Origin of the sequence: Flavobacterium anhuiense (assembly GCF_050990855.1) — a bacterium.
In the GTDB taxonomy this organism is placed as follows: domain Bacteria; phylum Bacteroidota; class Bacteroidia; order Flavobacteriales; family Flavobacteriaceae; genus Flavobacterium; species Flavobacterium anhuiense_C.
Genome location: NZ_CP158861.1, coordinates 1,478,799 through 1,501,669 on the forward strand (window position 1 = coordinate 1,478,799; position 22,871 = coordinate 1,501,669).

Here is a 22,871-nt window from a genome sequence, read left to right on the forward strand (position 1 = left end):
TGTTTCAGGTTTCAAGTTATCTTTGTTTCAAGTTTAAATCAATGCGTTTACTTTATGAATAGATTTAAGTTTCTTCTAGTTGTCTTAGCTTTAATTTCATTTAAAGCTTTTGCTTGTTTGAATGGCGAAACGAAAATTCTAAAAAATGGAGCTTATGCATATGAAGATTATGATGGAATTAATCCTCAGGGGCATAATTTTTTTGAGGGAGATTTTCCAAGATTGATAATCGAACTTGATAGTTTGTATAAAAAGACAAAAGATTTAGATTATTTGTCTGATAAAGGATATCTTTTAATTGTTTTGAAGAAGTATGATGAAGCTTTAAAATTATACCTGAACATTGAAAAAATCAAACCTAATAGATATTCGACAGCATCTAATTTAGGGACACTTTACGAATTAATGGGTGAAAACCAAAAAGCATATGAATGGATTAAAAAGTCGATTGCTATTAATCCTAAATCTCATGAAGGATCAGAATGGCTTCATTTAAAAATATTAGAAGCAAAAATCAAGAATTTAAAAGATGTTTCTGGTCAGTTTTTAATTAATGCCAATTTTGGAACGTCACGTGAACCTAAAACAAAACTGTCTCGAAAAGAGATTGATGAACTGGCGCAATCAATTTACTTTCAAGTGAATGAAAGAATGTCATTTATTGAGCCGAAAGATAAAATTATTTCAATTCTTCTTTTTGAACTTGGCAATCTTGCAGAATTGTTAGGACAAAATAACAGTGCGCTTGAGACTTACAGAAGTGCCAGAAAATATGGTTACGAAGGAGATTTAATTATAGAAAGAATGATTAACAGCTCCCAGAACGAAATTGACTATTATCGGGAAAGAGCTGTAAGTTATGGCTCTCAACTTCGGGCTTTAAGAGAAAGCAAAGGAAATATATATTCAGGTTATATATCTCAAATGGAAACAATTATTATTATCCTTTCAGGAATAATAATAATTTTGTTGATTGCTTTGGTTGTATTTTTCTCAAAGTGGAAGAAGTTAAAAAAAGCTATTTAAGTTTCTTAAACTCATCGTTTTTAGCGTACAAAAATTCCATAGTTGCCAGAATATTTGGATTTTCAAGAAGTGTTTGAGATCTTGTATCGGCTTCGCAGAATTGAAGGAAGAGTTCTTTTTCTTCAGAATTTAATTTGAGATCTTTAGTAAAAAAGTCTTCGGAGAAATTTTTTGCAATTAGTTTTCTAAAATTCATTTCTGGAGCTTTCTTCTTCGGTTCTTCTTTTTCCTTTTTTAATAATCCAAGGAAACCACTTCCTATTGCACCAAAATTCATTCCGTTGGCAATTGTTCCATCATAAACGCCAGTATATTTTCGTAAATCACTAGAAGCCTTTATTAGTGCAATAGAATCTGAAACCTCTTGCGAGGGACCAACATGAGGAAATTTTATTGTGGTGATAAGAACTTCCTCTAATTCTTCAGGCCTCAAAATCATATTCACGATAATATTGTTCTTATCGATATTTTCCTGAGAAATTTTTAGTCTTCCAAAAAAGTAATCTTTTGAGAAAAAAAGTACACTGTCTTGCGGTCGAACCAAAATAGAAAATTCTCCAAGCTCGTTTGTACGTGTACTCGTTTTGGCAGTTTTGTTAATTACTTCGACTTTATTAAGCGGGATTTTTTGCGAAAGAACTTTTCCTTGAAGTAATTTTTCGGTTTGAGAAATGCTTAATTGGTAGGTGAAAAAAGAAATTGTAGTAAGTAATTTTACTCTCATACAGGATTAATTAGTTGAGAGTAAAATTATTAGAATACTCTTAACGAAAACTTACAGAATCTGTAAATTCTTGTTAATTATCTGTAATCGAGTTTTTGAGTTTCTCCAATTCTCCACTATTAAATAAAATGGGACCATGACCAAAACATAATATTTTTGGTTTTAGTGAAGCCAATTTTAGAATCGATTTTCTGTTGGTTTCTTGATCAGAAGTAAATAAATGGGGCGGTTCATGCAATCCAACTTTTGTAGTTAGTAAATTCATATTGGTCATAACATCGCCCACAATTAAAACGCCGTCTTTTTCTCTGAAAAAAGACAAATGACCTCTTGAATGTCCAGGAGTTTCAATAACTGTAAATCCGCCGATTTGATCTCCTTCTTTTAAAGTTTGAGAAATTGGATGTCCTTCTCCAGCCCAGAAATTCTTCTGAAATTTTGAAATGATATGATTCGGATTTGGGTATTCTGTAATCACATTTCCGTTTTCGGCGAATTCTTTTTCAGGTTCGCTGCACAAAAGCGGAATGTTCAAAGTTTCGCAGATTATTTTACTGCTTCCTTGATGATCGGCGTGTGCATGCGTTAATGCATGTTGGCTAACAGATTTGTCTTTTATTGATTTCAATATTTTGTTGGCAGAAGTTCTAATTCCTGCATCAATTAAAATATCTTCGATCAAATAGCAATTAATGGCATTTCGAGGAAATAATGGGATTTGATAAACGTCTTTGGCAATATTCTTCATCTTTTCAAATTTTGTTTTGACAAAGATTCGAATTCGGCTTATCAATCCACTTGATAAATGTTAAGAAATGTCTTGACGGATTCTGCTCAATGATTCGGGAGTTATTCCTAAAAAAGACGCGATATAAATTAAAGGTGTTCGCTGCATGATTTTGGTTGGAGCCGAAGCTAAAAAAGTCTGGTATTTTTCTTTAGCAGGAATCATTTGCAGTTTTAAAACACGATCTGCCATACAAAGGTAATTCTGTTCGGCTAAAATTCTCCCGACACGTTCCCAATTTGGAATTTCGTTATAGAGGTATTGCATTTTATCGAAAGTAATCGAAAGCACTTCGCAATCTTCAATGCATTGAATATTTTCAAAAGACGGAGTTTGATTTATGAAACTGGAATACGAAGCAATAAAACCTTCGTCAGCACTTAAATACGTTGTGATTTCTTTTCCATCTTTGAGGTAATAAACTCTCGCCAATCCGTTGAGAATGAAAAAAATCTTATTGCTGATTTTTCCCATTGGTGAAAGATATTCTTTGGCAGTAAACGTTTCATATTCAAAACAAGAAGCAATTGTCTCGATTTCATTTTCAGAAAAAGAGGCAATTGCTGTGATTTGTTTTTGTAATGAAAGATGCATTTTATAGAATCTCGATTAATTCTGAAGCCGTATTAACAACCAGTTTCGCACCGCTGTTTTTCAATTCTTCTTCGGTTCTGTAACCCCAAGTTACGCCAACAGGAAACATATTAGCATTTACAGCTGTCTGCATATCGATATCAGAATCACCAACAAAAAGAATTTCTTCTGGTTTTAAATTCCATTTTTTACCAATTTCTAAAGCTTCAAACGGATTTGGTTTTTTAAGTGCTTCCGTACTTAAACCAACCGCTTGATCAAAATGATTTGGAAATATTTCGGATGCTATTTTCTTCGTCAATTCATCGGCTTTATTAGAGAAAACCGCCATTTTGATGTTTTGCGAAGTCAGATTTTCTAACAACTCGACAATTCCATCATAAGGTTTGGTTTTCAAAGTACAGATTTCGCGATATTCGTTAATCATACATTCAAAACAAATTTCGATTTGCTCGTCTGAATTGTTGGTTGCAGGAAGTGCTTTGCTGACTAAATTTCGCAAACCGCTTCCAATAAAATATTGATAAGTGTCGTAAGTATGAGTGGGGAAATTTAGACCTTGAAGCACTTTATTCATCGCATCTGAAATGTCTTCTAGTGAATTGACTAAAGTTCCGTCTAAATCAAAAATAATTCCTTTAAATTTCATTTTGTATTAAATATTTTGAGCCAGAATAAACCCGCTTGTCCAAGCATTCTGAAAATTAAATCCTCCTGTTATGGCATCAATATTGACAATTTCACCTGCAAAATAAAGGTTTTGATGAATTTTGCTTTCCATTGTTTTAAAGTTGATTTCCTTTAAGTCGATTCCGCCAGCCGTTACAAATTCTTCCTTAAAAGTACTTTTTCCATTGACTTTAAATTCGGATTTTATTAATTGTGAAGTTAGATTTTGCAATTGGTTTTTAGATAAATCTGCCCACTTGGTTTCAGCATCAATTCCAGAAGCTAAAACCAAACTTTCCCACAAACGATTTGGGAAGTCAAAAGGTGATTTTTTAGAAACGGCTTTTTTAGCGTGTTCTTGTTTTAAGTTTTTTAGGATTTTTTCAGCATCTTCAAAATCGACATCATTTAACCAATTTACAAAAATGGTAAACTGATAATTTTTATTATGAAGAATGCGTGCGCCCCAAGCTGAAAGTTTCAGAATTGCAGGTCCGCTCATTCCCCAATGTGTGATTAACAAAGGTCCTGTAGATTCTAGTTTGGTGTCTTTTACATTTACAGTAACTTGGGCTGCAACGCCAGGCAGTTCTTTAATTCGAGGATCTTTGATGTTGAAAGTAAATAAGGAAGGGACAGGGCTTACAATTGCGTGACCATGTTCCTGAAGCATTTCCCAGATTTTAGGATTACTTCCCGTTGCCATTACTAATTTTTCTGTGGCAAAGTTGTCCGATTGCGTATCAATTTTCCAATGATTTTCTTTTTTAAAAATGGATTGAACGCTTTGTCCTGTTAATACTTTAATGCCTAATTTTTCGGTTGCTTTTAGAAAACAATCAATTATAGTTTGTGACGAATTGGAAACAGGAAACATTCTGCCATCTTCTTCGATTTTCAATTCGACACCGTGTTTTTCAAACCATTCAATTGTGTCTCCAGAACAGAACTGATGAAACGGTCCACGAAGTTCTTTTTCACCGCGAGGATAAAATTTCACTAATTCGTTAGGTTCAAAACAAGCGTGCGTTACATTGCATCGTCCGCCACCGGAAACGCGGACTTTAGAAAGCACTTCTTTTCCTCTTTCTAAAATGGCGATTTTCAGTTTCGGATTTTTCTCTGCAATATTAATTGCGGTAAAAAAGCCTGCAGCGCCTCCGCCAACGATGATGATGTCGAAATTTTTAATCATATTTTTTTTGCCCCGAATTTCACGAATTGGCACTAATTTTTTTTCTGCCACAGATTAAAATGATTTACACAGATTTTTAAATTTAAATAAATTAATTCGCGAAAATTTGTGCAATTAGTGGCGTAAAAAAATCCTTTTAATCAGTGTAGTCTGTGGCTATTTTAAACTTTATATTTTATCTGGATTATCAGAGATAATTCCGTTTACTTTATAATTTTTCACTTTTTGAATGTCTTCTTCAGAGTTTACTGTCCAAGGGAAAACTAAGAATCCTTTTTCTTGAATTTGCTGAACATTTTCTTTATTCAATAATTGAAAATCAGGATGAATTGCTTTTGCTTTTATGTTTTCGGCGAAAGCCAAAGCAGTATCAATATTTTCTTCTGTTAAAACACCAATAGGAATGTTTGGATTTAAACTCAAAGTTTCGTTAAGCATATTCCACTCGAAACTTGAAATTATAAAATTATTGTAATTCCATTTTTTTTCTGAAGTATATTCCTCAATTAACCGGACAACTTTAGGAGCAGTTCCTAAACCTTTTAATTCAATATTGATCAGACATTTTTTGTCAATCAAATCAAAAACCTCGTTTAAAGTTGGAATTTGGTATTTTTCATTAATCAGAAAAGATTTTAATTCAGATAATGAAAAAGAATTTACCAAACCTTTTCCGTTAGTTGTCCTGTCTATAGTTTCGTCATGAATTACTATAATATGTCCGTCGGCACTTAAGTGAACATCAAGTTCGATTCCGTCTGAATTTAAATCTAAGGCTTTTTGAAACGCTTGAAGTGTATTTTCAGGTTCGTATGCTTTTGCACCTCTATGAGCTATTTTTAGCATTTTCTGAGTTTTTTTCTAACCGCAAAGGTCGCAAAGTTTTACGCAAAGGTCGCAAGGAATTATAAAAAAAATGTAGCCACAGATTATACGGATTAACACAGATTTTAAAATCCTTTTTAATCCGATAATCTGTGGCTAAAAAAAATCGCTCGCAGATCTCGCGGATTTGGCAGATTTCTATTTTAATTATCTGCTCAATCTGCCAAATCTGCGAGAGAAAAAAATTAAATTTTTTCTAATAAAACAATTCCAAATTCGCTGTCGATAATTACTTTTCCATCAACAACTTCTGTTTCTTTATTAGAGAAACCATCACGTAATTTAGTTCCGTTTTCGAAAAGAGAAAACACGGAAAGTTCTTTACGGCCTTCAGGTAAATCTAAACCGATTAATACTTTGTCTGTAAACGATCCTTTAGAATACGTTCTTGAAAACACATAAGGCTGACTGCTTAATTGCGTATGAACTCCAGCACCTACAGCGGGATGATTTCTTCTAAATTGACCTAATTTTTGCCAATGTGAAAGCATGAATTTTGTATCAGGATTGTTTTGAATGTCGTCCCAATTCATGTTCGAACGTAGTGTTGCATCGCCTTGAGTTCCTTCAACGACCAAAGAACGATTTGATTCGTCTCCGTAATATACTTGTGACATTCCCGGCGAAAGCAGAAGTTTTGTTCCTGCTTCGAAACCTTTTACGCGATTGGCGTCAAAAGGCTGTCCGTCATCGTGAGAAGACATATAATTAAGAACCGAATAGCCTTTCAATTCATTATTTAAATGATTGGAATATTTTGAGAATAAAGTTTCATAATCACTTTGCGCAGCATTCCATTTAAATTCAAAATTGATCATGCTGTTGAAACCATTCTGGAAATAATTCACTTTTCGATCTCCAAAATCATAATCCTGTCCGGAGCTTATTCCGTAACCGTAAACTTCAGCGATTGTGTAAAACGGATTCTGATCTAAAACCTGCATTGGATGGTGTTTTTTCCAGGTTTCAAAAGCATAATCACATTCTTTTTTGAAATCGGCCCAAACGCCTTCTTCGGTGTGTTTTACCGTGTCAGCGCGGTAACCGTCAATTCCGAATTCCAGAATATAGTCGGTTAACCATTTTATAATATAATATTTCGGACTTCTTGGATAACCTGTTCTTTTGAAGAATTCGTCAAGCGAAGCAACTTCTTTTTCGTAACGACCTTCTTTTTTCCATTTTTCAATTAAAAAAGGAGGGAGATCTACGTTTTGAGAACTTTCAGTTCTTACATCAGGAAGGTTTTCTACTAAAGTACACATAGTAGTGTTTTCAAAAGATTTGTAATCGCATACAACACCAGTTCGCACCCAATCAGAAGGCCAAACGGGATCTTCTGGAGTTACTGGACCAGTATGATTGATTACACCGTCTAAAACTATTCTAATTCCTTTTTCATGTGCTTTTTTGACTAAATTGGCTAAATCTTCTTTTGTCCCAAAGTTCGGATCAAGAGCCGTCCAATCTTTTGCCCAATAACCGTGAAAGCCATAACTCAATCCTGTTCCTTCGTCAACGCCGTCGTGAATCTGTTCGACTATCGGCGTAAGCCAAATGGCATTGATTCCTAATTTCTCAAAATATCCTGATTCAATTTTTTTAGTGATTCCGATAATATCTCCGCCTTCAAATCCGCGAAGTTTTCCAGGAGTTTTGGTTCGGTTAAAATTTAAATCGTTTGATTTGTCGCCGTTGTAAAAACGGTCTGTAAGTAAAAAATAAACATTTGCTCCTTCCCAAACGAAAGGTGTTTTCGAAGTATTCTCGTTATTCATTGTAACTGATTTTGAGCCAGAACAACCCGTAATTATGAATACTAAAGATAAAAAAAGGAAAGTGTATTTTTTCATTATTTAAGATTTTTTAAACAGGTTGAAAAAAAATAGCCACGAATTCACGAATTATTTTTTGACAATCTTTGAAAATAAAATTCGTGAATTCATGGCGGAAAAAAAATAGTCTCTCGCAGATCTCGCAGATTCGGCAGATTTTCTTTTTTAATTATCTGCTCAATCTGTTAAATCTGCGAGAGAAAAAATATTGTTATTCCAATTCTAAAACAAGAGCTGATTTTGGTTCCAGCTTAATTTCAGAAGCTAAATCGAAAGTTTTTCCTGTGATAACATCTTTTCCTGATTTAAAGTTTTTGATGCTTTCTTTAAAACGGTTTGTTTTTACAACTTGCTCTTTTGCATTGTTATTGAAAACTACCATTACTGTTTTAGCATCTGTATATCTGAAATATACATAAGTGTTATTTTCAGGAATATAATGCGTCATTTTTCCGAAATGAACCGCTTCGTTTGTTTTTCTCCAAGTGAATAATTTTGAACTGAAATCAAAAAATGCAGCTTGTTCTGCCGTTCTTCCTTCTTTTGTAAAAGCGTTGTTTTTGTCGCCAGCCCATCCGCCTGGAAAATCCTGACGAATATCGGCATCTCCGCCTTTACCTTTATCACCGCCCATTCCAATTTCTGAACCGTAATAAATTTGTGGAATACCGCGAACGGTTGCCAATAAAGTCATCGCCAGTTTGTATTTTGGCAAATCGTATTTAAATTTATCATTCATACGATCTGTATCGTGATTTTCGGCAAAAACTAAAATGTTGTTAGTGTCTGGATATAAGAAATCCATCGCAAAATTGTTGTAGAATTTGATTAATCCGTTGTCCCAACTTGGTTCATTTTCGTTGAAAGCAGAAGTAATCTGACTTTGAAGCGTAAAATCCATTACAGATGGAAGGTTTGAATTGTAGTTTTCAATCGCTCCAACTTTACTGTCTTTTTGCCAAAAAGCTAAATTCGCTTGATTGTGCATCCAAATTTCACCCACAATATTGAAATTAGGGTATTCAGTTGTAATCGCTTTTGCCCAATTTGCCATTGCCGTTTTATCTGAATAATTATAAGTATCTACACGGAAACCATCAAGATTGGCGTATTCAATCCACCAAATCGCATTTTGAGTTAAGTATTTCGCAACAAGCGGATTTCTTAAATTCAAATCCGGCATTGAAGGCACGAACCAGCCGTCAACACAAACTTCCTGATCGATTTTTGAAGCGTGAATATCTGTAATTACTTCGCGTCTGTGGTGTGTCTGTGTGAAGTTTTCGAACTGATTGAACCAAGTTTTTGTTGGAATATCTTTCATCATCCAATGTGAAATTCCCCAGTGATTGGTTACATAATCCATAACCAATTTCATGTCTTTTTTGTGCATTTCAGAAGAAAGGCGAACATAATCTTCATTCGTTCCATAACGAGGATCAATTCTGTAAACATCTGTTTGCGCATAAGTATGGTACGAATGCTGTTTTTCGTTGTCCTCGCATAAAGGCGTGCTCCAGATTGTCGTTGCACCAAGAGCCGAAATATAATCTAAGTTTTTGATGATTCCTTCGATATCTCCACCGTGACGTCCGCTTGGATCTTGACGGTTCGCTTTTTCAGTTAGAGAAGCATTGCTATCGTTTTTCGGATCTCCGTTAGCGAAACGATCCGGCATGATTAAGTAAATTAAATCAGAGGCATCATAGCTTTTTCTGTCGGCAGAATTCGCTCTTCTTTCTTTAAGCGTATATTTTTGTTTAAAAGCAACTTTATTATTGTTTTTGAAAGAGAAAACCAATTCAGAAGCTTTGACATCTTTTGTATCAATGGTTACAAAAAGATAGTTTGGATTTTCTGTTTTTTCAACATTTTTAATCGCAACATTGTTGGAAACCGAAGCTTCATATTGCGAAATATTTTTTCCGTAGAACATAATCTGCAGTTCCGAATTTTTCATTCCTGCGTACCAGAAAGGGGGCTCTACTTTTTGGATTTGCGCTTTCGCGGAAGCGGAAAATATTAGAAGAAGCAGAAATATTTTGTAAATAATATGATTTTGTTGAATTCTCATAATATATAGTTTTAGTTTCCTAACAGGTTTTTAAAATCTGTTAGGTATGTTTGAGAAAAGTTTAAACCTACAAGGTTTGGGAAACCTTGCAGGATAAGTAGTAGCTCATGTAATACCTAACAGGTTTTTAAAACCTGTTAGGATATGTTTTAACAACTTAAAAAAAGACAAGCAATCATGGGGGAGATTACTTGTCTTTAAGAAATTATTTCGTTTCTATAATGCTTATTGCATAACCTCCTCCAGGAGCTGAAAATTGAGATAATTTTGATTTATTGGTTACAGCAATTTTCTTGATCGTGTAAGCTTGCGGTTTTGTTTTGTAATGCGCATCTTTTGCATCAGCGTAAATTGTTGCAGTATATTTTTTACCTTTTTCAAGGAAACTGAAATCGATGTTAGATGTACGAGAAGTTTCTCCATTTACGTTTCCAACGAACCAGTTGTTTGTTCCTTTTGCTTTACGAGCAACAGTGATAAAATCTCCAGGCTCAGCCTCGATGTATTTACTTTCTGACCAGTCTACAGCCACATCTTTAATGAATTGGAAAGCATCTTGAAAACGGTTGTAGTTTTCTGGAGTATCTGCAGCCATTTGTAATGGGCTGTACATAGTTACATATAAAGCCAATTGATTACAAATTGTACTGTTTACATGCGATTTGTTCTCAGGATTCATTTTGCTGATATCCATTTCGAAGATTCCAGGCGTGTAATCCATCGGACCACCGATTAATCTTGTAAAAGGTAAAACCGTTACGTGATTTGGTTTAGAACCACCAAATGCTTGGTATTCTGTTCCTCTTGCCGCTTCGTTTCCAATTAAGTTAGGATACGTTCTTGCGATTCCAGTTGGACGAACCGCTTCGTGAGCGTTTACCATAATTTTGTAATCAGCCGCTTTTTCAATTGCATATTGGTAGTGGTTTACAATCCATTGGCTGTAATGGTTTTCACCTCTTGGTAAAATATCACCTACGTAACCGCTTTTTACAGCATCGTATCCGTTATCGTTCATGAATTTGTAAGCAGCATCCATGTGACGCTCGTAGTTACGAACAGATCCAGAAGTTTCGTGGTGCATAATGATTTTTACACCTTTAGATTTTGCATATTCGTGAAGACCTTTTACATCAAAATCTGGGTAAGGCGTCAAGAAATCAAAAACATAATCTTTAGAATGTCCGAACCAGTCTTCCCAGCCTTCGTTCCATCCTTCAACTAAAACTGCGTCAAAACCATTTGCAGCAGCAAAGTCAATGTATTTTTTTACGTTAGCATTGTTTGCACCGTGCGTTCCGTTTGGTTTTGCTTTCGCGAAATCAGTAACACCCAATTGAACTGTTGGATAATCGTTTGTGTAAGACCAAGAGCTTTTTCCTGTAATCATTTCCCACCAAACACCAACGTATTTTACTGGTTTAATCCAAGATGTATTATCAATTTTTGATGGATCGTTTAAGTTATAAGTCATTTTTGAAGCTAAGATTTCTCTAGCATCATCGCTCACGATAATCGTTCTCCACGGCGAATGATTTGGCGCTTGCATATGACCTTTATCTCCTTTTGCATCTGGTGTTAACCAAGATTCGAAAACTAAGTTTTTGTCATCTAAATTCAAGTGCATACAAGAATAATCAATCAAAGCCGCTTCGTGCAAGTTGATGTAGATTCCGTCAGCCGTTTTTAACATTAAAGAAGTCTGAACTCCTGTTGGAGAAAAAGATTTTTGAGAAACGTTTGCTGTGTATGCTTTTTGAGCTAAACCTCTAATTTCTGATAGTTTAGATTTTGTATAATCGTATTCCTGAGTATCGTAATCTCCAGGAATCCAGAAAGCAGTGTGATCGCCAGTCATAGCAAATTGAGATCTTTCTTCTTTAATTACAAAGTAAGTAAGACTCTTTTGTGCTGGAAATTCGTAACGGAAACCTAAACCGTCATCAAACAAACGAAAACGGATTACGATTTGTCTGTCTGTACTTTTTTGGTTTAAAGTTACTGCTAACTCATTGTAGTGATTTCTGATGTGATCTACTTCGCCCCAAACTGGTTTCCAAGTTTCATCAAAAGTTGAAGTTTTAGTATCAGCAATTGTAAAGTCGTTCAACAAAGATTTTTTATCGTCTTTAAGTTCAAGACCTAATTTACTGGTTTTTACAACTTCTTTGTTTTTGTATTTTAAGTTGTAAGTTGGAGTTCCATCGCTTTGAAGCGAAAATTCCATTACGAACTTTCCTTCGGGAGATTTTAATTGCTGCGCCTTAGCAATCGTGCTAACCGCAAACAAAACTAAACTTGCGAAAAATAAGTTTTTCATGTTTTTTAGATTTTTAGAGTATTGTAATTTAATTAATTTGTGCGAGTTTATCAGCAGTTACAGATTTACCATTAACTATAATGTTTAAATCCTGATCGCCATCAACTGTAAAAGTGGTCTCGTTATGATTTACAGCAACTTTCAAAATTTGATTTCTGAAATTGATTTTAAATGAATAACCTTTCCATTCTTTCGGGATTTTTGGTGAGAAATGTAGCTGATCATTTTTCACACGCATTCCTCCAAATCCTTCCACGATACTCATCCATGTACCAGCCATTGACGTGATATGACAACCTTCTTCAACCTCTTTATTATAATCATCTAAATCCAAACGAGAAGTTCTTAAATAAAAGGTATAGGCCATATCCATTTTATCTAAAGCAGCAGCTTGAATTGAGTGCACGCAAGGAGAAAGCGAACTCTCATGAACCGTAAATGATTCGTAAAATTCGAAATTGCGTTTTAATTCTTCTTTCGAAAAATGATCTTCGAAGAAATAGAAACCTTGTAAAACATCGGCTTGTTTGATGTATGGCGAACGCAATACACGATCCCAAGACCATTTTTGGTTAATTGGGCGCTGTGATTTATCTAAATCTTTTACAGGAACTAAATCTTTATCTAAGAAACCATCTTGCTGTAAATAAATTCCAAGTTCTTTAGAAATAGGGAAGTACATATCGTCTGCCACTTTTTTCCATTCTTGAATTTCTTCTAATGAAAGATCAACTTTCTCCATCACTATTTTGTGATCTGCAGGATATTCTGAAGCCACTTTTTCGATTTGTTCAGCAGCAAAATCAATACACCATTTTGCAATATAATTCGTGTAGAAGTTATTGTTGATGTTGTTTTCGTATTCGTTTGGACCTGTAACTCCTAGAATTACATATTGGTTTTTATCTTTAGAAAAAGAAGCTCTTTGATGCCAGAAACGTGCAATTCCGATTAAAACTTCTAAACCTTTTTCTGGAATATAAGAGTAATCTCCCGTGTAACGGTTATAGTTGTAAATCGCGAAAGCAATCGCTCCATTTCTGTGGATTTCTTCGTGCGTGATTTCCCATTCGTTGTGGCATTCTTCACCATTCATGGTAACCATTGGATATAAAGCTGCACCATTTTTGAAACCTAAATTGTCTTTCGCATTTTCAATCGCTTTGTCCAATTGATTGTAACGATAGGTCAATAAGTTTCTTGCAACCTGCTGATCTTTTGTAGCCATGTAAAACGGAATACAATAAGCTTCAGTGTCCCAATAAGTAGATCCTCCGTATTTTTCTCCGGTAAATCCTTTTGGACCAATATTTAATCGGCTGTCTTTTCCTGAATAGGTTTGATTTAATTGGAAAATGTTGAAACGAATACCTTGTTGTGCCTTAACATCACCTTCAATCGTGATATCTGACATTTCCCAAACTTTTGCCCAAGCATCAATTTGGTTTTGAAGCAACGTTTCGTATCCTAGCGCCACAGCAGATTTGATTACTTTTTCTGCTCCAGCTAAAGTATTTTCGTGGTTTAAAGAAACCGTATAACCTCCAATTTTCTGAATGGTTGAGGTTTGTCCTTTTGCGATAATAGTTCCGTAAGTGTACTGAACTTTATCTGTTGTTGAATCGATTGTTGAAGGCGAAATGTTTGCATTTTCTCCGTTAGCAAAAATCGTATTGTGCATGAAAGTGGTAACTTTAAAATGCGTTTTGAAAGTCTGAGCCGTTACAAAAGCTTCGTTTGTCCCTTTTTTAACTTCAAGAGGTTCCCAGAATTTTTCTTCCCAGTTGGCATCTTCATTGGTTACACCAGCATCGATATACGGTTTGTAAACGATTTTTGCGTCTTTGTTTAAAGGTGTAATATCGTATTTGATCACTCCAGCTTCGTCTAAATCTAAAGAAAGAAAACGACGGATATTTACTGCGATTTCAGTTCCGTTTTTAAGGACAGCTTCAAAAGAACGGTTGTACCATCCTTCTTTCATGTTCAATTCTCTGCGAAAATTTCTAACTTCGGTGCAATTGTGTAAATCAAGATTTTCTTCGTTGATTTCGATATCAATTCCAATCCAGTTTGGAGCATTTAAAACTTTAGCGAAATATTTCGGATAACCGTTTTTCCACCATCCCACTTTTGTTTTGTCTGGATAATAAATACCTGCAATGTAACTTCCTTGGAAAGTTTCGCCAGAATAGGCTTCTTCAAAATTCGCACGCTGTCCCATAGCACCGTTTCCGATACTAAAAAGACTTTCAGACGATTTTACTCTTTCGACATCAAATCCTTCTTCTATTATGGACCAATTGTCTGGTTTTATATAATCTTGATTCATTTTTTCTTCAAATTAGAAAATGTGGCAATTTGGTAATTAGAAAATGTGGCAATTTGATAATTAGATAATTATCTGTTAGACGCTATTTTTTTACCTTTTGAATTGCTTGGAGTTTTACGTTTTTTTTTTGTGATACAATTTGTTGAGTGATAATTAAATTATTCTCATTTTTAGAAATTATCTAATTATCAAATTTTCTCATTGACTAATTAAGTCGTTAATAAAGCTTGTTGTGATTTGGGTAAAATCTTTAAAAATATGATCAGCTTCATGTAAAATTGTTTCCTCACCAATTCCAACACTTACCATTTCTGCAATATTTGCCGCCTGAATTCCGGCAACAGAATCTTCAAATACAATTGAATTTTTTGGATCAATATTTAATAATTGAGCCGCTTTTAAGAAAACTTCAGGATCTGGTTTTGCATTGGTAACGTCATTTCCGTCAACAATAACATCGAAGTAAGATAGAACTCCTGTTTTTTCTAGAATTGGTCTTGCATTTTTACTGGCAGAACCTAATGCAATTCCTTGGTTTTTCTCTTTTAATAGTTGTAGAATTTTTAAAACTCCTGGAAGAACCTCACTTTCATCCATATCAACTAAATAAGATAGGTATTCCTCATTTTTTTGAATCAGGAATTTGTCTTTATCGGCCTGCGAAACCGTAACATTTCCTAATCCTAAAATGATATCTAAAGAACGAACACGACTGACTCCTTTTAAAAGTTCGTTGTCTTCGTGTGTAAAATTTATATTTAATTCCTGAGCGATTTTTTGCCAGGCCAAAAAGTGGTATTTAGCGGTATCAACGATCACACCATCAAGATCGAAGATGAATGCTTTTTTGTTATTCATGAATTTCAATTTTAGTTTTGTTATTTACTCTCAGAGTTAGTAATCCAGCAAAAATCATGGATACTCCTCCAATAATTAAAGCGTAAATAGGTTCACTATTAAAGAATTGTTTTATTATAAATCCTAATATGGTTGCTGCTACAATTTGCGGAATCACGACAAAGAAGTTAAAAACTCCCATGTAATAACCCATTTTTGCAGCAGGCAAAGCACCAGAAAGCATGGCATATGGCATGGATAAAATACTAGCCCATGCGATACCAACACCTAACATTGGCAGAATTAGCATTTGTTTATCACCGATAAAATAAATTGAAATTAAACCAACACCTCCAGCGCATAAGGCTAATAAATGTGTTGCTCTAACGCCAACTTTTTTTGCGATAATTGGCAATAAGAAGGCTACAGCAGCAGCAATTCCGTTGTATACGGTAAATAATACAGAAACCCAGTCTGCAGCATCATTGTATACTTTTGAAGTGGTATCTGTTGTGCCAAAAATGTGTTGTGTAACCGCCTGTGTAGTGTAGATCCACATGGAGAAAAGCGCAAACCAAGAGAAAAATTGAACCCAAGCCAGTTTTTTCATTGTAGCTGGCATGTTCAATAAATCGGTCATGATTACTGTAAAACCATTATCAACTTTAGCGTTTCGAAGTTGTGATGCTATGATGAACAAAACTCCCATAAAAACTAGTCCTATAAAGAGAATGTAAAGCTCTTTTGCCAGACTGTTTTCGAAAATTAGGAAAGAAATTAAAGCGCCAATAGCAGCAAGAGAAATTCCTAATAAAAGCTGTTTTTTGGTTGTAACGCCAGGTTCTGCATCGGTGTTTACGAATTCTTCTTTTTTATTTTGCTGTTCAAATGCATGAAGCTCATCAGGTGTGTATTCTGATGTCTTATAAACCGTCCATAAAACAGAAAGAAGAAAAGCAATTCCGCCAATGTAAAAAGACCATTTTACAGAATCTGGAATAATTCCTTCTGGAGCAGTGTTGCTCACGCCAAAGACATTTGAAAAAAGATAAGGCAAAACTGATCCTACGACAGCTCCAGTTCCGATGAAGAAACTTTGCATGGCAAAACCTAATGTGCGTTGTTTTTCTGGTAAGTTATCACCAACAAAGGCACGGAAAGGCTCCATTGAAACATTTATCGACGCGTCCATTATCCATAATGTTCCTGCAGCAATCCATAACGTTGGTGAGTTTGGCATAACAAATAATGCAGCCGAAGATAGAATTGCTCCAATTAAAAAATAGGGGCGACGTCTACCTAAACGTGTCCAAGTACGATCGCTGAAATAACCAATTATAGGCTGAATTATTAAACCTGAAACAGGAGCAGCAATCCATAAAATTGGAATTTCGTCAATTTTAGCACCAAGGGTTTCAAAAATTCTAGAAGTGTTTGCATTTTGTAGTGCAAAACCGAATTGTATTCCTAAGAAACCGAAACTCATGTTCCAAATTTCCCAGAAACTTAATTTACGCTTTTCCATTATCGTAATTTGAAAATTATACGATAAGCGCCTTGCTTATCAAAACTTTGTTCTTTTCGAAGTAAAACTAAAAGCCTTGACGGGCGTAAAATTATAAATTATTTTTTTATTAATGCTAATAAAAAAGCCATAAATATTTTTTATGGCCTTAGAAAGTGTTGATTTTAAGATTTTTAGTCAGTAGATTCTCTTTTTATTAAATGAGTTTCTATAACTTCCGTGGTGTAATTTTCAGTGTGCTCTTCGTCATCATCTTCTTCTGCTTCGAGCCTTTCAATAAGCATTTTAGCTGCTTTATTACCCATTTTTTCTCCACTTTGGCTTACTGTAGTAATGGTTGGAGTAGAGTATTTTGAAATGATTCCGTCTGTAAATGCGATTACCGCTAAATCTTCGGGAACTTTCAATCCCATTTTATTTGCGGTTTTGATAATGGTTACGGCAAAAAGCTCATTTACAGCAAAAACGGCATCAAAAGCTCTTTCATGTAAAAGCTGGCTGATGGTAATTTCGCAAGTTTCTACGTCTTCAATTTTTATGATTAAATCTTCGTTAAAAGGAAGTCCGTTATCTAGTAATGCTTTTTCGTAGCCATCCGTTCTCAGTTTTCCAACACTCACATAATCAACTGTTGTTACCAAAGCGATCTTTTTGCGGCCGTTATCAATCAAACTCTGGACGGCTTCATAAGCAGCGGCTTTATCATCAATAATCACTTTATCGCATAATATATCGTTTGTAACGCGGTCAAACATCACTACAGGCATTCCTTGATTGATAACTTCGGTGATGTGATGAAAGTCGCCTTTATACTGTGTTTCTTTAGAAAGAGACATGATAAAACCATCGATACTTCCGTTGGCCAGCATCTCCATATTTAGTACTTCTTTGTCAAAAGAATCGTCTGATACACAGATTACTACACTGTATCCGTATTCGTTGGCAACTTGCTCTACACCATTGATCACAGTCGAGAAAAAGTAGTGTACAATTTCTGGAATAATAATACCGATACTTTTTGTTTTTCGGTTTTTTAAACTTAGGGCAATATTGTTTGGTTTGTAATTGTAAAACTTCGCAAAAGCCTGAACTTTTAGTCGCGTTTCTTCACCAATTTCGAGACTGTTTCTAAGTGATTTAGAGACAGTTGAAATAGAGACGTCAAGTTCCTTTGCAATCTGTTTGAGGGTTATTTTACGTTTCATGGAGTTAATTGAAAAAAATCTATTTAACAATAAAGGTATCTGAAATTTTTATAATTGACAATTTTAACGCTAAAAGATTACAAAATATAGAAAGTTTTCAACACTACCACGTTTTCGTAAAGCAATAAAAATTGTCTCTGGTTGAGCATGTTAATAAATTCATAATTTTGAAATTCGAAGTAAAATTAAAAACTTAACTAACATTCAAAAACTCAAAACTAATTTAAACAAAAAGTATGAAAACAATTTACAAAAAGTTGTTATTTTTATTCCTATTGTTGCCTTTTACAGTGTTGGCTCAGAACACTTTAAATGGTACGGTAACTGATCATACCACAGGTCAGCCAATACCGGGAGTAAATGTAAATGTTCAAGGTGCTGCAGGAGGTACCTCTACTGATTTTGATGGTAAATTTCAATTGCCTAATCTGAAAAATGGAGACAAAATTTTAGTTTCATTTATCGGATACAAAACAGAGACTATTGTATTCAATGGTCAAAAAAACTTAGCTGTTTCTTTAAGCGAAGATACAAATCAATTACAAGAAGTTGTTGTACAAGTAGGTTATGGTACTGTTAAGAAAAAAGATGCTACAGGTTCTGTTTCTCAAATTTCAGCAAAAGAATTTAACAAAGGTATTAACGTAACACCAGAAAGTTTAATTGGTGGACGTATTGCTGGTGTGAATGTTGTTGGAGGTGGAGCGCCTGGAGCAAAAGCAGATATTAGAATTCGTGGAGGATCTTCATTAAGTGCTTCTAATGATCCATTGATTATTTTGGACGGACTTCCATTGAGTAATGCTGTTCCAAGTGGTGCTACAAGTATTCTATCTACTATTGATCCAAATGATATTGAATCTTTTACAGTATTAAAAGATGCTTCTGCGGCAGCTATTTATGGGTCTCGTGCGGCAAATGGGGTAATTGTAATTACAACTAAAAAAGGGACTAAAGGTGGTGTAAAAGTTAACTTCAGTTCTCAAGTTGGTATTAATACAGTTGCTAATACAGTTGATGTTTTAAGTGCAGATCAATTTCGTGCTTTCGTAAATGAAAAAGGAAGCGATGCTCAAAAAGCATTAATGGGAACTGCAAGTACAAACTGGCAAGATGAAATCTTCCATACAGCTTTAACAACTAACAACAATATCTCTGTAAGCGGTGCTTTATTTAATAAATTGCCTGTGCGTTTATCTGTCGGAAATGTTGATAATCCTGGAATCTTAAGAAATACTTCTTTTGAAAGAACTACGACATCGATATCGTTAAATCCAGTTTTATTTGATAATCACTTAAAAATTGATATTAGCGGAAATTTATCTTTCAGTAAAAATCAATTTCAGGACGAAGACGCAGTTATTGGTTCTGCAATCAGTTTTGATCCAACTCAATCTCCTTACCAAGAAGGTTCTCGTTATGGAGGATATTTTGAATGGTTGGAGCCAAACGGAAATTTAGCATTATTACCTGCTAAAAATCCTGTTGCGAGATTAAATCAAGAAGATAAAAGATCTAAATCTACAAGAAAATGGGGTAACATTAGTATTGACTATAAATTCCACTTTTTTGAAGATTTAAGAGTTGTTGCTGAAGCTGGTATTGACAGATTTGACAGTAGTGGATACAACAGACAAAGTACTGAAAGTGCATTAGGTTATCAGCCAAATCCTTTCAGTTCTGGAAATTGGGTAAATTTAGGCAACTATGATACTTATACGGATGATCTTCAAAACAAAAATTTAAATACCTATTTTGTTTATAGCAAAAATATAGGAAAACTTAAATTGGATGCTACTGCTGGTTATAACTACCAATTGTTCCAAAAAGAAAAATATCAATCAGGGGCACTTACACAGCCTGCAGCTAGTAGAAATGAAGATGTTATTACTGATCCAGATATCAATTTACAATCGTATTTTGGTCGTGTGAATTTAGGTTGGGATAGTAAATATTTATTGACTTTAAATTACAGAAGAGACGGAACTTCTCGTTTCTCTGAAGAAAACAGATGGGGTAACTTTATGGGAGGTGCTTTTGCATGGAATATTGCTGAAGAGTCTTTCTTAAAAGATAATGAAACGCTTTCTAGCTTAAAATTAAGAGTTGGTTACGGAACTACAGGTCAGCAAGATATTTCTGCTCAATATGATTATTTAAGAAGAGTTACGCTTGGTACTGTTAATACTCAATATGTATTTAATGGTGTTGTTTACAGAACAGCTAGACCAGAAGGATATAACCAAAATATCAAATGGGAAGAATTGGCAGAGATGAATATTGGAGTTGATTTCGGATTCTTAAATGATAGAATTACAGGTACAATTAACTATTTCGATAAAAAATCTTCTGATTTATTAGCTGATGTATTGGTTCCAGATGGAGCCAACTTAAGAAACCAAGGATTTAATAATATTGGTGATTTAAGAACAAAGGGAGTTGAGTTCAGTCTTCAATCTGATATCATTAAAAAAGATAATTTAACTTGGAATGTTGCTGTTAATGCTACTTACTTAGATCAGAAAATTGAAAATTTAGGTCAGACCGTTCCTGGTTTCCAAGGTTATGAAGTAGGAGATAACATTAAAGGTGGAAATGGAAACAAAGTTTTAATTAACACAGTTGGATCTGCTCCAAACTCATTCTTTGTTTACGAACAATTATATGATGCTAACAAAAAACCAATCGCTGGGGCTTATGTAGACAGAAACGGAGATGGTAAAATTGATGCTAACGATCGTTACAGATATAACAAACCAACAGCAGATTATACATTTGGTTTATTCTCGACTTTAAACTACAAAAAGTTTGATTTTACAATGAACTGGAGAGCAAGTTTAGGAAATTACATTTTTGATAACGTAAATTCTAACATGGGTTATTCTGATGCAGCTTTAAGAAGACAAACTGACTTATCAAACGTGAGCTCAGATTACTTAAATACTGGATTTGTTTTTGAAGATAATGGAACACAACGTTACTTGTCAGACTATTATGTAAAAGATGCTTCTTTTATCAAATTAGATAACGTAACTCTAGGATATACTTTAGATAAATCTTTATTAAAAGATGTTTCTTTAAGATTCTCAGCTGGTGTTCAGAACGTTTTTGTACTTACAAAATATGATGGATTGGATCCGGAGAAATTCAACGGAATTGATGGTAACGTTTACCCAAGAGCTAGAACATTCTTGTTTGGAGTAAATGCAAGTTTCTAATAGTACATTGAAAAACAAAAATTTAAAACATACAAAATGAAAATATCATTTAAATATATATCTTATTTCTTCCTATTTATTTTAGGAATAAGTATGACGCTTACTTCGTGTACTGACGATTTAAACGTGACACCAAAAGATGATGATGAATTTTTATCTGAAACTTTTTTCGAAGATCCAGCATCTTACAAGCAAGTTTTGGCAAAATTATATGCTGGATTATATGTAGGAGGAAATGACGGTGACGGACAAGCAGATATTGCTGGTCTCAGCGGTGATTTCAGTAGTTACTTGCGTTTACTTTTTGTAACACAAGAATTACCTACAGATGAGGCGGTTATTGCTTGGGCTGATGGAACTTTACCTACACTAAATACACAAACGTGGTCTCCAGTAAATGAGTTTTTATACGGAACGTATTCTAGAGCATCTTATCATATTAGTGTGGCTAATGAATTTTTAAGACAAACTACAGATGATAAATTAAACTCAAGAGGTGTTGATGCAAATCTAAAAGCTGAAATTGCAACATTTAGAGCAGAAGCACGTTTCCTAAGAGCTTATTCTTATGTGAATTTAATGGATTTATTTGGTAATGTGCCTATTACTACAGAAGCAGATCCAGTTGGTTTCTTTTATCCGGTACAAAAAACAAGAGCAGAAGTTTTTGCATTTGTAGAGTCTGAATTAAAAGATCTAGATAGTAGTTTAAAAGATGCCAGACAAAATGAATATGGTAGAGTTGACAAAGTGGCAGCTAAATTTTTATTAGCTCAAATTTACCTAAACTCTAAAGTATATACGGGAACAGAAAGAAATAATGAAGTAGCAACTTTATGTTCAGAAATTATTAATTCAGGATATACATTTGCAAATGTTCCTTATTCTTACCTTTTCTCAGCAGATAACAATACAAATGGTGCTCAAACCGAATTTATTTTCCCAATTGTTAGTGATGGAAATGCGATTAGAGCAACTGGTGGAGGTATGAGTTTTATTATTCATGCTGCTATCGGAGGAAGTATCGATGCTGCCACTCTAGGAATGGACGGTGGATGGTTCGGTACAAGAACTCGTAAAGAATTTGTAGCTCTTTTCCCTGATGCAACTGCTACAGGAGATAAAAGAGGAACATTCCATACTGATGGACAAGCTTTAGATATTACCAATATTTCAACTTTCACAGATGGATATGCTGTAACTAAATACACTAACAAAAAATCTGATGGTTCGCCAGCTCAAAGAACTGATATTCCTGATACTGATTTTCCAGTATTTAGAATTTCTGATGCTTATTTAATGTATGCTGAGGCTGTAGTTAGAGGAGCAAGTACTGGAAATATAGCAACTGCTGTAAATTATATCAACCAAATTAGAACAAGAGCAGAAGCAACTCAAATATCAAGTGCAAATTTAACTCTTGATTTTATTTTGGCAGAAAGAGGAAGAGAATTATTCTGGGAATGCCATAGAAGAACAGATTTGATTCGTTTCGGGAAATTTACAGGAGGAACTAAAATCTGGCAATGGAAAGGTGGTGTGATGAACGGAGTTGCAACAGACTCATACAGAGATTTAATGCCAATTCCTTCTAAGACAATTCAAGCGAACCCTACATTGAAACAAAATCCTGGGTACTAATATC

At 34.4% G+C, this 22,871-nt stretch carries 16 protein-coding genes; 3 read left to right on the forward strand and 13 right to left on the reverse strand.

Annotated features, from left to right (window positions below; translation table 11 throughout):
* The first annotated feature begins 54 nt into the window (after positions 1-54).
* Positions 55-1,026, forward strand: coding sequence for a tetratricopeptide repeat protein (locus ABTV69_RS06735; protein WP_433834865.1), 972 nt, complete (start codon positions 55-57; stop codon positions 1,024-1,026).
* Here ABTV69_RS06735 and ABTV69_RS06740 read toward each other — a convergent pair.
* From ABTV69_RS06740 to ABTV69_RS06800, 13 genes are all read right to left on the reverse strand, one after another.
* Entirely contained in the window at positions 1,019-1,750 is a 732-nt protein-coding gene (locus ABTV69_RS06740; protein ID WP_433834866.1) for a hypothetical protein, read from the reverse strand. The genes ABTV69_RS06735 and ABTV69_RS06740 overlap by 8 nt on opposite strands.
* A 73-nt stretch (positions 1,751-1,823) precedes the next feature.
* Positions 1,824-2,498, reverse strand: coding sequence for an MBL fold metallo-hydrolase (locus ABTV69_RS06745; protein WP_433834867.1), 675 nt, complete (start codon positions 2,496-2,498; stop codon positions 1,824-1,826).
* A 60-nt stretch (positions 2,499-2,558) separates the two neighbouring features.
* Positions 2,559-3,131 (reverse strand): Crp/Fnr family transcriptional regulator, encoded by a 573-nt coding sequence (locus ABTV69_RS06750; protein ID WP_433834868.1) that lies wholly within the window; start codon positions 3,129-3,131, stop codon positions 2,559-2,561.
* Between the two features lies 1 nt (position 3,132).
* A complete protein-coding gene (locus ABTV69_RS06755; RefSeq protein ID WP_433834869.1) occupies positions 3,133-3,780 on the reverse strand; it encodes an HAD family hydrolase in 648 nt (215 codons plus the stop codon).
* 6 nt (positions 3,781-3,786) lie between these two features.
* Positions 3,787-4,995 carry an NAD(P)/FAD-dependent oxidoreductase gene (locus ABTV69_RS06760; protein ID WP_433834870.1) on the reverse strand — a complete coding sequence of 403 codons (1,209 nt, stop codon included), beginning with the start codon at positions 4,993-4,995 and terminating at the stop codon, positions 3,787-3,789.
* A 168-nt stretch (positions 4,996-5,163) separates the two neighbouring features.
* Entirely contained in the window at positions 5,164-5,841 is a 678-nt protein-coding gene (locus ABTV69_RS06765; protein ID WP_433834871.1) for a glycerophosphodiester phosphodiesterase, read from the reverse strand.
* A gap of 224 nt (positions 5,842-6,065) precedes the next feature.
* Positions 6,066-7,733: an alpha-amylase family glycosyl hydrolase gene (locus ABTV69_RS06770; RefSeq protein ID WP_433834872.1), complete on the reverse strand. Its 1,668-nt coding sequence runs from the start codon at positions 7,731-7,733 to the stop codon at positions 6,066-6,068.
* A gap of 193 nt (positions 7,734-7,926) precedes the next feature.
* A complete protein-coding gene (locus tag ABTV69_RS06775) occupies positions 7,927-9,789 on the reverse strand; it encodes a glycoside hydrolase family 13 protein (protein WP_433834873.1) in 1,863 nt (620 codons plus the stop codon).
* 205 nt (positions 9,790-9,994) lie between these two features.
* The gene (locus ABTV69_RS06780; protein WP_433834874.1) at positions 9,995-12,109 is read right to left on the reverse strand and encodes a glycoside hydrolase family 97 protein; all 2,115 of its coding nucleotides are present in this window, start codon (positions 12,107-12,109) and stop codon (positions 9,995-9,997) included.
* A 28-nt stretch (positions 12,110-12,137) separates the two neighbouring features.
* Positions 12,138-14,441 (reverse strand): glycoside hydrolase family 65 protein, encoded by a 2,304-nt coding sequence (locus ABTV69_RS06785; protein WP_433834875.1) that lies wholly within the window; start codon positions 14,439-14,441, stop codon positions 12,138-12,140.
* A gap of 198 nt (positions 14,442-14,639) precedes the next feature.
* Positions 14,640-15,299 (reverse strand): beta-phosphoglucomutase, encoded by a 660-nt coding sequence (gene pgmB / locus ABTV69_RS06790; protein WP_433834876.1) that lies wholly within the window; start codon positions 15,297-15,299, stop codon positions 14,640-14,642.
* Positions 15,292-16,803 carry an MFS transporter gene (locus tag ABTV69_RS06795; RefSeq protein ID WP_433834877.1) on the reverse strand — a complete coding sequence of 504 codons (1,512 nt, stop codon included), beginning with the start codon at positions 16,801-16,803 and terminating at the stop codon, positions 15,292-15,294. Before ABTV69_RS06795 ends, pgmB begins: the two co-directional genes overlap by 8 nt.
* Positions 16,804-16,976: 173 nt before the next feature.
* Entirely contained in the window at positions 16,977-18,008 is a 1,032-nt protein-coding gene (locus ABTV69_RS06800; RefSeq protein WP_433834878.1) for a LacI family DNA-binding transcriptional regulator, read from the reverse strand.
* Positions 18,009-18,244: 236 nt separating this feature from the next.
* Between ABTV69_RS06800 and ABTV69_RS06805 the strand changes: the two genes are divergently transcribed.
* Both ABTV69_RS06805 and ABTV69_RS06810 read left to right on the forward strand, forming a co-directional pair.
* Positions 18,245-21,226 (forward strand): SusC/RagA family TonB-linked outer membrane protein, encoded by a 2,982-nt coding sequence (locus tag ABTV69_RS06805; protein ID WP_433834879.1) that lies wholly within the window; start codon positions 18,245-18,247, stop codon positions 21,224-21,226.
* A gap of 36 nt (positions 21,227-21,262) precedes the next feature.
* A complete protein-coding gene (locus tag ABTV69_RS06810; protein WP_433834880.1) occupies positions 21,263-22,867 on the forward strand; it encodes a RagB/SusD family nutrient uptake outer membrane protein in 1,605 nt (534 codons plus the stop codon).
* The last annotated feature ends 4 nt before the right edge of the window (positions 22,868-22,871 follow it).

Bases quoted from the DNA above. Each gene is read 5' to 3' on its own strand.
- ABTV69_RS06735 (WP_433834865.1), top strand. From the start codon at position 55: ATGAATAGATTTAAGTTTCTTCTAGTTGTCTTAGCTTTAATTTCATTT.
- ABTV69_RS06740 (WP_433834866.1), bottom strand. From the start codon at position 1,750: ATGAGAGTAAAATTACTTACTACAATTTCTTTTTTCACCTACCAATTA.
- ABTV69_RS06745 (WP_433834867.1), bottom strand. From the start codon at position 2,498: ATGAAGAATATTGCCAAAGACGTTTATCAAATCCCATTATTTCCTCGA.
- ABTV69_RS06750 (WP_433834868.1), bottom strand. From the start codon at position 3,131: ATGCATCTTTCATTACAAAAACAAATCACAGCAATTGCCTCTTTTTCT.
- ABTV69_RS06755 (WP_433834869.1), bottom strand. From the start codon at position 3,780: ATGAAATTTAAAGGAATTATTTTTGATTTAGACGGAACTTTAGTCAAT.
- ABTV69_RS06760 (WP_433834870.1), bottom strand. From the start codon at position 4,995: ATGATTAAAAATTTCGACATCATCATCGTTGGCGGAGGCGCTGCAGGC.
- ABTV69_RS06765 (WP_433834871.1), bottom strand. From the start codon at position 5,841: ATGCTAAAAATAGCTCATAGAGGTGCAAAAGCATACGAACCTGAAAAT.
- ABTV69_RS06770 (WP_433834872.1), bottom strand. From the start codon at position 7,733: ATGAAAAAATACACTTTCCTTTTTTTATCTTTAGTATTCATAATTACG.
- ABTV69_RS06775 (WP_433834873.1), bottom strand. From the start codon at position 9,789: ATGAGAATTCAACAAAATCATATTATTTACAAAATATTTCTGCTTCTT.
- ABTV69_RS06780 (WP_433834874.1), bottom strand. From the start codon at position 12,109: ATGAAAAACTTATTTTTCGCAAGTTTAGTTTTGTTTGCGGTTAGCACG.
- ABTV69_RS06785 (WP_433834875.1), bottom strand. From the start codon at position 14,441: ATGAATCAAGATTATATAAAACCAGACAATTGGTCCATAATAGAAGAA.
- pgmB (WP_433834876.1), bottom strand. From the start codon at position 15,299: ATGAATAACAAAAAAGCATTCATCTTCGATCTTGATGGTGTGATCGTT.
- ABTV69_RS06795 (WP_433834877.1), bottom strand. From the start codon at position 16,803: ATGGAAAAGCGTAAATTAAGTTTCTGGGAAATTTGGAACATGAGTTTC.
- ABTV69_RS06800 (WP_433834878.1), bottom strand. From the start codon at position 18,008: ATGAAACGTAAAATAACCCTCAAACAGATTGCAAAGGAACTTGACGTC.
- ABTV69_RS06805 (WP_433834879.1), top strand. From the start codon at position 18,245: ATGAAAACAATTTACAAAAAGTTGTTATTTTTATTCCTATTGTTGCCT.
- ABTV69_RS06810 (WP_433834880.1), top strand. From the start codon at position 21,263: ATGAAAATATCATTTAAATATATATCTTATTTCTTCCTATTTATTTTA.